Source organism: Paenibacillus sp. P4_A7 (genome assembly GCF_056402455.1).
The window spans coordinates 1-9,665 of record NZ_JBFUHJ010000190.1 but is presented as its reverse complement, the minus strand read 5'-3'; the positions used below and the strand labels follow the sequence as shown (position 1 = coordinate 9,665).

Annotated in this window: 8 protein-coding genes; 2 read left to right on the top strand and 6 right to left on the bottom strand. The window is 43.7% G+C overall.

Annotated elements, in window-relative coordinates; genetic code table 11:
• Both AC1DWN_RS20005 and AC1DWN_RS20000 read right to left on the bottom strand, forming a co-directional pair.
• Positions 1–686 (bottom strand): multicopper oxidase domain-containing protein (locus AC1DWN_RS20005; RefSeq protein ID WP_477560664.1); only part of this gene is annotated, 686 nt, incomplete at its 3' end.
• Between the two features lie 822 nt (positions 687–1,508).
• Positions 1,509–2,381 carry an AraC family transcriptional regulator gene (locus tag AC1DWN_RS20000; protein WP_477560663.1) on the bottom strand — a complete coding sequence of 291 codons (873 nt, stop codon included), beginning with the start codon at positions 2,379–2,381 and terminating at the stop codon, positions 1,509–1,511.
• A 136-nt stretch (positions 2,382–2,517) separates the two neighbouring features.
• On the opposite strand from AC1DWN_RS20000, the gene AC1DWN_RS19995 reads away from it, so the two are divergent.
• The gene (locus tag AC1DWN_RS19995; RefSeq protein WP_477560662.1) at positions 2,518–3,339 is read left to right on the top strand and encodes a phytanoyl-CoA dioxygenase family protein; all 822 of its coding nucleotides are present in this window, start codon (positions 2,518–2,520) and stop codon (positions 3,337–3,339) included.
• A 225-nt stretch (positions 3,340–3,564) separates the two neighbouring features.
• On the opposite strand, the gene AC1DWN_RS19990 is transcribed toward AC1DWN_RS19995, so the two are convergent.
• The 3 genes from AC1DWN_RS19990 to AC1DWN_RS19980 are packed head-to-tail and all read right to left on the bottom strand — an operon-like array spanning position 3,565 to position 6,882.
• Positions 3,565–4,395 carry a carbohydrate ABC transporter permease gene (locus tag AC1DWN_RS19990; protein ID WP_477560661.1) on the bottom strand — a complete coding sequence of 277 codons (831 nt, stop codon included), beginning with the start codon at positions 4,393–4,395 and terminating at the stop codon, positions 3,565–3,567.
• A 13-nt stretch (positions 4,396–4,408) separates the two neighbouring features.
• Positions 4,409–5,386, bottom strand: coding sequence for a carbohydrate ABC transporter permease (locus AC1DWN_RS19985; protein ID WP_477560660.1), 978 nt, complete (start codon positions 5,384–5,386; stop codon positions 4,409–4,411).
• A gap of 44 nt (positions 5,387–5,430) precedes the next feature.
• Positions 5,431–6,882 carry an extracellular solute-binding protein gene (locus AC1DWN_RS19980; protein WP_477560659.1) on the bottom strand — a complete coding sequence of 484 codons (1,452 nt, stop codon included), beginning with the start codon at positions 6,880–6,882 and terminating at the stop codon, positions 5,431–5,433.
• A gap of 332 nt (positions 6,883–7,214) precedes the next feature.
• On the opposite strand from AC1DWN_RS19980, the gene AC1DWN_RS19975 reads away from it, so the two are divergent.
• Positions 7,215–8,126 (top strand): AraC family transcriptional regulator, encoded by a 912-nt coding sequence (locus AC1DWN_RS19975; protein WP_477560658.1) that lies wholly within the window; start codon positions 7,215–7,217, stop codon positions 8,124–8,126.
• A 118-nt stretch (positions 8,127–8,244) separates the two neighbouring features.
• On the opposite strand, the gene AC1DWN_RS19970 is transcribed toward AC1DWN_RS19975, so the two are convergent.
• Positions 8,245–9,665: S-layer homology domain-containing protein (locus AC1DWN_RS19970; RefSeq protein WP_477560657.1), on the bottom strand; the 1,421-nt coding region annotated here is incomplete at its 5' end.

Here is a 9,665-nt window from a genome sequence, read left to right as displayed (position 1 = left end):
TTCATAACCATACTTAACTCTTTTGCCGGTTTCCTTGGCTTCTTAGGGTCAATAATGAAATGACCGTAGAGACCTTTATGAATATGTCTAGCTAATGGAGGAACATGACAGTGATAAGGCTGCAGGCCTGCTGGCTTTGCAACGAATTCATATACAAATTCCCCGCCAGTTGGAACTGGTTCCAATCCATCCATATTTGTCGGATGAATGCCATGCAAGTGCATCGAATGAGGATGTGCCGAGCCATTCCCGAACTTTATCCGTACGATATCCCCCTCCGTACAGCGTAAAGTTGGTCCAGGAATCGTACCGTTAAATGTCCACCCTGGAAACTTGATACCTTTCGCTATTTCAACCTCCTCATCCCATGCTTGAATATCGTATTCCCTAATGGTTCTGCCATCTGAAGACGTACTTACAACCCCGTAATCGAAATTTGTTAATGCCTTAACAGCCGCTTCCAGCCCCGGCGTTGAGTCTGTGCCCGGGTCGTAACCATGCGCCATCCCGTGTTTCATCTGCTCTTTGAGCGCATGGTGCATGCCATCCTTGCCCATAGCATTAGCAGGCTTTCCAAATAGAGCACCTGTACTTAAAAAACTGCTTCCGAGCACACCCAATATGCCAGCTGCTCCAACCTTAAGTATGCTTCTTCTTGAAATCTGCCGATTTGGATCAAGTGCCATTAACCATCCACCTCCGTGTTAATATAAGGAAATTATTTTGCCTTAATGCAAAATAATTAATAAAAAAATTTAACTTTACTTAACGACACAAAGTTTACCTAAGGAAACATTTCATAAGTAGAATATATGATACCGCGTGGGCTTTGTAAAGTGTTTTTTTTGAATGCTTGTCTGAGGAAAAACGTTCGGTTAGTAACAACAGAGATGAGCAGGATTGAGGAGCATGATCTTTGTACGGATAGCTACAAGATCGTTGTACTAATAACTGCTCGTTTGCTAGTCCCGCATCTCCCACTTCCCCGTTGTCGGAACACGTTGATGGCGTTAAGTTTAGTGAACATAACATCTGCCGGCTAATTTGCTATTCCGCAGCACGAGTGCGTAGTTTCAATATTTGCAACTAAATGAGGTAGCGACARTGGAAAACATTAGCTAGTTTCAGAGAATGAACTTAAATGCTGGGTTTGCTCGAACAGCAACCTCTTTCAGTGAWTTAGCTGCAGATTCTGAAACTAAAATACCTCTTTTTCCTTAAAAACGCTCGTTAGTTTCAGAATGTGAGGTTAATTAAAACTCACCTCAAAACAGCCAGGTGATAAGGTACTACATGGAGATAAGATACTACTTATCACATTCGTTGTAATCCCCCTCCACCCTTCAGCCAATCGGTAGTAAATCGAGGTATAATCCAATCATTTTACAGCCAAAAACAAATAAACCTACTAGGTTGGCACCCCGTAGGCTTATCGAAGACTTAAAAAATAGATGCGAACCTCCTCGATGGAGCAAATCCGATTCTTTGGACGAACAGCTACCCATTTACTAGAGCAGCGTCTCCCGATTACCCTGTTGTCGGAAAACACTGGGGGTTAATCCCGTTTCTTTTTTGAACTGATGGCTAAAGTAATGGACGTTGTTGTAATTTAATTTGTCTACAATAACATCAAGCGTTTCTCCGCCAAGCAGAAGCTGCTTGGCCCGTTTAATTTTCTCCGAAATCATATACTGCTTAGGTGTTCTTCCCGTCTCCTCCTTAAATATCTTCGTGAAATGCGTGGGATGGTATCCGCATAGCGAAGCAAGATACTCCACGGTCCACTCCTGCTCAGGGTTATCACGCATAAGCGCTAATGCGGGTTCAATCTTGCCTAACTTCGAAGACGATCGATCCGTAAGATGACGGACGAGAATCGAGATGAGCTCCATTAAAAGAGCCCTTAGCATAAAAGGGTAGCCCGGCTTCTCCCATTGATATTCTCTGGCAATACGCCATAGCACCTGCTCCATCTCTGGAGCCTCGAACCAGTGTGGGATCGTGATCATAYCAAACAAGGGAACCTCCAGCTCATAGACATCCGCCTTGCTGGATAGCTCCTGTATTGTGCAATTCTTTATCTGATACGCTGGGTGGACGGGCTCCGGAGACGTATGAGTCCATTGAAAATGAATGCTATAAAAGGTTATGACCGTTAATGCAGTTAATTGATGCGGACAGTTGGCACCAAAGAACACACATTGTCCAGGCGAAATCCGATAACGCTCCTGATTAATAAGAAGCTCGGCTTCTCCATCGATCACATAAAAAAACTGACAATCGGGAATCGTTCTTGGTCCCCAGAATACATCAGCTCCAACCGTGTCACGTCGAGCAAAATTAATGACTGGTGACAAGGTGAGCATAGAACCCAAATTCACGATCGATCACTCCTAGAGTCAGCAATAGGGGAAAAGTGTAAAAGTCTCATAGGTTCGTGGAAATACAGACTAACTGCCAATTTGTATACTCAATATATCACTCGGAATGAATATAGATCAATGGAGGGGAATGCAAATGCTTCATGCAGCGCAGGTAGAAGAATTTGAACAGAATGGCTTTCTGAAAGGGGATATTGTGCTTAGCGACAGTGAGGTTGAATTGTTGCGAGAAGAGCTGGATTTGGTCATGGAAGGAAAGTCAGTAAGACCTCCCGTGTTGAATCGCAATATGAATGAACAATCAGATTCGCCGTATGACGGGATGAAAATGGTTGTGAACGACAAGGTTGTACAGATCGTAAATATATGGATGGCTAGTGATGCCTTCTTGCAGCATGCGCATAATCAACGGATTTGCGAAGAGATCGCTCAGCTGTGTCAGACCGATACGCTGCGCATCTGGCATGATCAGATTCAATACAAGCCGCCGATTACTGGAGGACCGACAGCTTGGCATCAGGATCATCCATTATGGCCGATCATTCAACCAGCAGATCTAATAAGCGCATGGGTAGCATTAGATGATGCAATCATAGAAAACGGCTGTATGTGGATGGTACCTGGGAGCCATAAATGGGGCAACCATCAGAAATATTTGTCGGCCGATGACTCCTTCATGCCGGTTCACCGTCAACCCGACCAGCTTCCCTCAGGTGCAGAGGTAAAGGCCGTTCCGTTCGAGATCAAGAAAGGGCAGGTGGGCTACCATCACTCCTTGACCTGGCACGGCAGCCCGCATAACCGTTCAGAGTTAAAAAGACGTGCGATCGCCGTTCATTACATGCCGGGCCATACCCGTTATGTACCAGATAAACATCACCCTATGCTGCAATATGTTGACATCCAACCTGGTGAAATATTAGCAGGAGAGCATTTCCCACTTGTTTATCAGCGATGATAAATATGAACCAAAAAACCTCTGGAGTTTCTTTTCCTCAGAGGCTTTTAAACGTCCCCCGGATTCCCGGGAGATGAGATAGCGGGTAGGGTAGTGGCGGTAGGTACTTCCGGAGACAGCCGCTATACTTTACACTGCAAACCATAAAATGCACCTTGTGAATAGCTCATGAACGGAATAGATTCCCTCATGAATCCTTCACACAGGTGCATTTTGTGCTTCTGCTTAGCCCTTAACACCGCCAAGCGTAGCACCTTCGATAATTCTACGTTGGAAAAGCATATAGATGAATATAGTCGGAGTAATAGTAATGACAAGCCCGGCTAGAAGTGTCACCCAGTCCGCCTTATACTCCATCATTGCATTCGCCGCGTACATATTGATGCTGACCGTGTATTTGTCAGGATCACTCAGAAAAATAAACGGACCAAGGAAGTCGTTGTATAAGGCGACGAACTTAAAGATTGCGATTGTCACAATCCCTGGCATGGCTAACGGCACTATAATTTTACGTACTACTTGAAACAAGGTGGCACCGTCAATAAATGCGCTCTCCTCCAGTTCTTTCGGCAGTGACTGCATGAAGCTTCCCAGCAACAGCAGCTCGAAAGCGCCTAGCGGCAAGCTGGCAAGCAAAACAAGACCGTTCAAGCTGTTAGTCAGGTCTAATGATCTCATCAGTGTATATTGTGGGACAAGAATATTAATGCCCGGTAGGAAGAGCGACAGCATAATGATGCTCCATAACAATCCCCGCAGCTTCCACTGCATACGTGTGAAGGCATAAGCATTCAACGCCGAGACCGCCAAACTTATGAGCAGACCTAGTCCGACATAATAGACGGTATTGAGCATCGACTTGCCCACGCCCAGCTTCGTCCAGGCTTTCATATAGTTATTCCATTGAAGCGTATCAGGCAACGCCCAAATATCGGCAAAAAATTGCTGATTAGTCTTTAGCGATTGATAAACAATCCAGATTAATGGGAGCATGATGGTAACTGCCCATAAGAACAAGATGACGCGCCACAATAGAGAAGCTAACCCGTTTTTCATGAAAACCCGCCTTTCAAAACTCTACGCYATCTTTTGAGAAAAACTTGTCTACAACAACCTTAAGCGATACCAAAACTACGAAAATAAACATTCCTATTGTTGAGGCATACCCATAGAAGTGCTGCCCCTGGCTTGGGGATCCGAATGCCAGATTGAACATATATAGCGAGATAACTTCAGTTGACCCACCTGGACCGCCCTTGGTCATAATGAACATATATTCAAATCCTTTAATCACGTTAAGCATTAAGAAGATCGTACCTACACGAATCACTCCGGAGATAAGGGGCAGTGTAATCTTCGTAAATCGTTGATAGCTACTGATCCCGTCCAGAATCGCAGATTCATAGATATTCTTCGGAATAGAGTTCATCGCATTAATAAAAATAACGACATAGAAGCCGACATAACACCATACATAAAGCGGAACCATAGCCGCAAGCGCTGTATTCTCACTGCCAAGCCAGTTATGATTATCCTCGAAGCCGAGCAGTCGGAGCAGACCGTTCAATAAACCGAATGTCCCATCGTAGATAAAGGACCAGACCAGAGCAATGACCACAAGCGACAATACGTTTGGAAAGAAAAATAACACTTTGTAGAACCCGTTCTCCTTATACTTCCGATTGACCAGCAAATCCGACAGAACGAGCGATAGGATTAGCGTAATCGGAATGACAGTAACCAGTAAAATCAAATTATGCTCCAAAGAGCGTAAGACAACTGGGTCCTTGAATAGCCTGACGTAGTTATCAAAACCAATAAATGTCTTCGAGCCAATGCCATTCCAATCTAGAAACGAATAATAAACAGATAGGATATTAGGATACAGCGTAAACAGCAAATAGGCGGCGAATGGCGGCAATACCACTATCGTCAGGAAGATTGCCTTCTGTATGTTCGTTTTGTTGTAAGCAGTCGATCTCACTTCGGTATCACTCCCCTCTAAGTCACAATACAGGCCGCTGTCCATCTGGTCAGCGGTCTGCATCGCACAAGTATTTCCTAGTCTTAGGCTTTTGGATTACAGATTGGTTACTTTCCCTTTCCCTCTTCCTCGACTGCCTTACGAAGCAGCTTCTCGGCTTCCTCTAGGATCGGCAAAGGTTCCTTCTGCCCTGTCAAGATCAGAGCCGTATTATCCAAGATAACCTTATATGCTGTAGCAAAATCCGGTGAGCTCAAAACCACTTTACGATTCTTCAGTTCCAATAAAACATTATTCTCCTTCATGTAAGACGCAATAGAATTCTGAAGTGGCTTCATATTCTCAGCTCGCGCCGGATCATCCATATAATCTTTCCTAAGCGGGAACGCTCCCCCCTTGTCCACCAGAATCTGCTGGACTTCATTCGTCATCAGAGATAATAGAAAGTGCTTAGACCATTGCTTACTCAGATCCGGCTTATTCGCCCACAGCTGGAAGGCATAGCTGAGACCATTGTTAATATGAATTGGAGTTTCTGGGTTGTTGGAGAATGGTACGGCCATATAACCCCACTTAAAGCCTTCCGGTGCCGATTCCTTCATCTCGTTCTCAATCCAGTCACCGGATGGCACCATAGCCGCTTTACCTTGCAGGGCAAGCATTTGCGATTGAGTATGGTTCATACCGACGCTCTGCTTGCTGATATATCCCTTTTTGCCCATATCGTACAATCTATTATGCACTTCGATATTCTCAGCTGACGTAAATTCCGAACCGGTATAATTCTCGAATTGGCTGCGGAATTCCTTGTTTCCATTATCCATCGCAAGCTCGAATACCTTCGTATCGAAAGCAAAGATGGCGTAGTTGTGTAAGCCAGAATATACGATAGGATCGATACCTTTGCTCTTAATTGCTTCGCACAGCGCAAGGAACTCATCATATGTCTTCGGCGCTTGATTCCAGCCGTTCTCTTCGAATAACGCTTGGTCGAAGAACATGCCCCCGATATAGTTGGCAATAGGGAAAAGCCAGTTTTCTCCTTTGTAATACTGATCTGGAACGTTGTAGCCAGGGACGATCAACTCGTCTAACTTCTTGCCTTGTCCGTCAGTCGGCGACATTTGGAATATATCCGTAAGCGGTTCCAATTTATTGGCATCTACATATTCGGTATAAGCCAATCCGTAAAGGATATCGAACATATCCTTATCGTCGCCTGCAGCAGCTTTCGTGCTGATCATGTCAGGGATCTTTGGTGAGGCCGTAATATCGAACGTTACGTTCGGATATTTCTCCGTAAATAGCTTGACTGCATGATCAAACCATTCCCGACCATATCCGGCTTCCAGAAATCCTACTTTCAAAGTTACCTTTTCATCCTTAGGCAAGCCGTTGTCATAGACAGCTGACGTCTCTTCGAGCGCAGAATCTCCATTCGTCCCCACATTTCCTTCATTAGTTCCCACATTATTGACATTTTTTCCGCAAGCAGCAAGCAATAGTAATACAGATAGTACGATAATCGATAATACAGTTTTTTTCGTTTTTGGATACATTTTTTGACCCTCCCTATTTATGGTTAAACACTATCATAAGTTTACATGGTATAAAAGGATTCGTCTTTGTAGTAGATATTGTTCATGCGTACTCCTAACATGCGTCAAAACCTTATGTTGCTAACCCATTTCCGTAACCGTTTGCATTTTATTGATATCTGAATGGATGCTGGTTTAATTCTCTATATATTTGCGACCATTTGTTATGTACGCCCCCTTGGTACATATGATACAATTTTAACCACATACGCTATCCCACACCACGTTTCTATTTACTTCATGTTCATTTGAATACCTTTAATTGACAGCAGAATATAACGGGAGTTGAGCAAATGCATATTCGGTGCTATGGCTACGACACTACTTCACATCCTATGCGAGACTATCGATCCACACCTCCGTTTGCAGATCTACTAGGAGGCATTCATCCGAATCACCATGAAGTGCTTTATATATCCGAAGGTAAAGTTCAGCTCAATTTCATTTCTCAAATTTATGTCATAGATGGTCCAGCTATCGTGCTTATTCCCGTTAACACTTTCCATAAATTAGTTTGTGTCTCTAAACATTATAGTTATTTCTACTGGGAGATTGAAAAGAACAATATGATCTCTTTCCCTGGATTCCACCAATGTAATGTCTGGAACCATATCCAGGTCAACTTAAACAATAATTTTTCTGAATTGAGTATGATCGCTAAYCGTATTGGTGACTTGTCCAAGCTTATAACATCAGAATGGGCACAACGCCAACCGGAGTTGTTCAATCAGATATCCATCTCCGACATTAAGACAATTATTGCGTTGATCGATCATGTTGTACAAACCTACGAGCAACAGGCGGATAGCGGAAGAAGCCTTGATTCAATTAATCGGGAGGCTCCAGCCAAAGAAACGATTGAAATGCTTATACGTTGGATGGAAGCAAGCTATTGGGAGAAAATCACTTTACAAATGTTATCCGAGCTAGTTCACCTCAATCCATCCTATTTAATACGTATGTTTAAAGAATACACAGGGATAACTCCATTCCAATACTTAAATGACTTGCGGATGAATGCCGCCATCGGTTATCTCTCCAATAGCAGAATGAGCGTACAGGAAATAGTAGATAGAACAGGCTATCAGAGCATTCATTACTTTAGCAGGCTATTCAAGAAAAAACATGGTACAAGCCCCATTCAATGGCGAATGGAGCATCATAAAAATTTGAAGCCCACTGGTTCTCAGAATGGCGGTAAATAACAAATAGCTATTAAAAAACCGTCCGATTGCCCAATGAMTGGCAAACGGACGGTTATTATTATTGGACGTTGATTTTTCTAACCACCCATTTTATGCTGTACGACAACCTTTGGACTAATCATTTGATCAACTTCACAAGCACATTCATAAGAAATTGTGCAGCTTCAGCTCTGGTAGCATGTTTGCTAGGATATAACTTACCTTCATGCCCATTTACAAGACCCTTCTCATATAAAGCTGAGATACTGTCTCGTGCATAGCTAGATATTTCGTTAGCATCCTTAAACTGTCCTAGCTCAGCATCCCCTGCTTTTCCTTCCAACATGTTCATCTCTTGCATGGCCCGCTCTGATATTGTGAACATTTCCTGGCGGGTTATTTGTTCTTTGGCTCCGAACGTATTGTTTCCCCTGCCCTTAATAATCCCTAGAAATTTGGCGATTGCTACCTCATTCGAGTAATAATCGCTGCTGTTCACGTCACTAAAAGAATCCTTGTTCGATCCCTTAAGCCCCAACATCCGGACAAGCATAGCTACAAAATCCGCTCGAGTAACCGCAGCATCAGGCAAGAAAATTTGATTTCCTACCCCTTTGATTACATCCCTCGCAGCCATATACTTCACTGCTTGATCAGACCAATGCCCRTTCGTGTCTGTAAAATGCTTTTCATTATAAATAACATCGAATGTTCCGCTTTGTGCGGTCCAAAACACCACTTTACCGTTCGAGTATACGCTTTGGGGAAGGAGTGTTTTTATCCCTTCGATCTCACGATAGGCAACGATGTAATCACTGATTTCCCCCGGCTTGCTGTCATGCTTCATTTCAACAATAAGTGGATGCTCGTCGTCCGACCACTCGATCAGCTTGCCATTGACCAGACACTCGATGATGATACTTCCTTTCCGGATAACAAAAGTGATTTGATCGGTCGCACTAGTTGCAAGCTTATCGATCGATTCTCTATTCACTTTCATTGTTCCAAAAGCGGTCTCTATAATTATATAATCGAGTTTATCCAAATTGGACAGCCATTCCTTTACATTCATAGAGGTCACTTGAACGTCCTTGATCGCTTCATTTTCGGAATAATCCAGGACGATGTTTACAAGTCCGTTTTCATCCGGCTCTGCGGCTTCCAACAGCTCCTTCAGCTTCTGCGGAGAAAGAGTTACTTTCAGACTGTTGTCGATTGACCCTGTATTCGTTCCCAAAGGGGGATTGGTTCCAGGCTCCGAAACTTGAAAATGGGTCGTCTTCGCCGTATTGCCATAACCAATTTCTACTCGATACTCCCCTTTCTCAGCTGTAGCCGGAACGGTTATCGAAACAGTCAATCTATTCGTTTGTACCGTTTCTCCTGTTATTGCAAAGTTTTGTTCGCTACCAGCGCTGTTTTTCACWGTAACCGACAGGGATTCACCTGCCTTAATGCCAGCAGTCGTAACAGGAATTGCAACAGAACCTTGAGTGCCCTTAACTAAAGCCTTTGGAGTGGCTTCACCTAGCTCAATGGAGACATGCTCTCCTGCTTCAA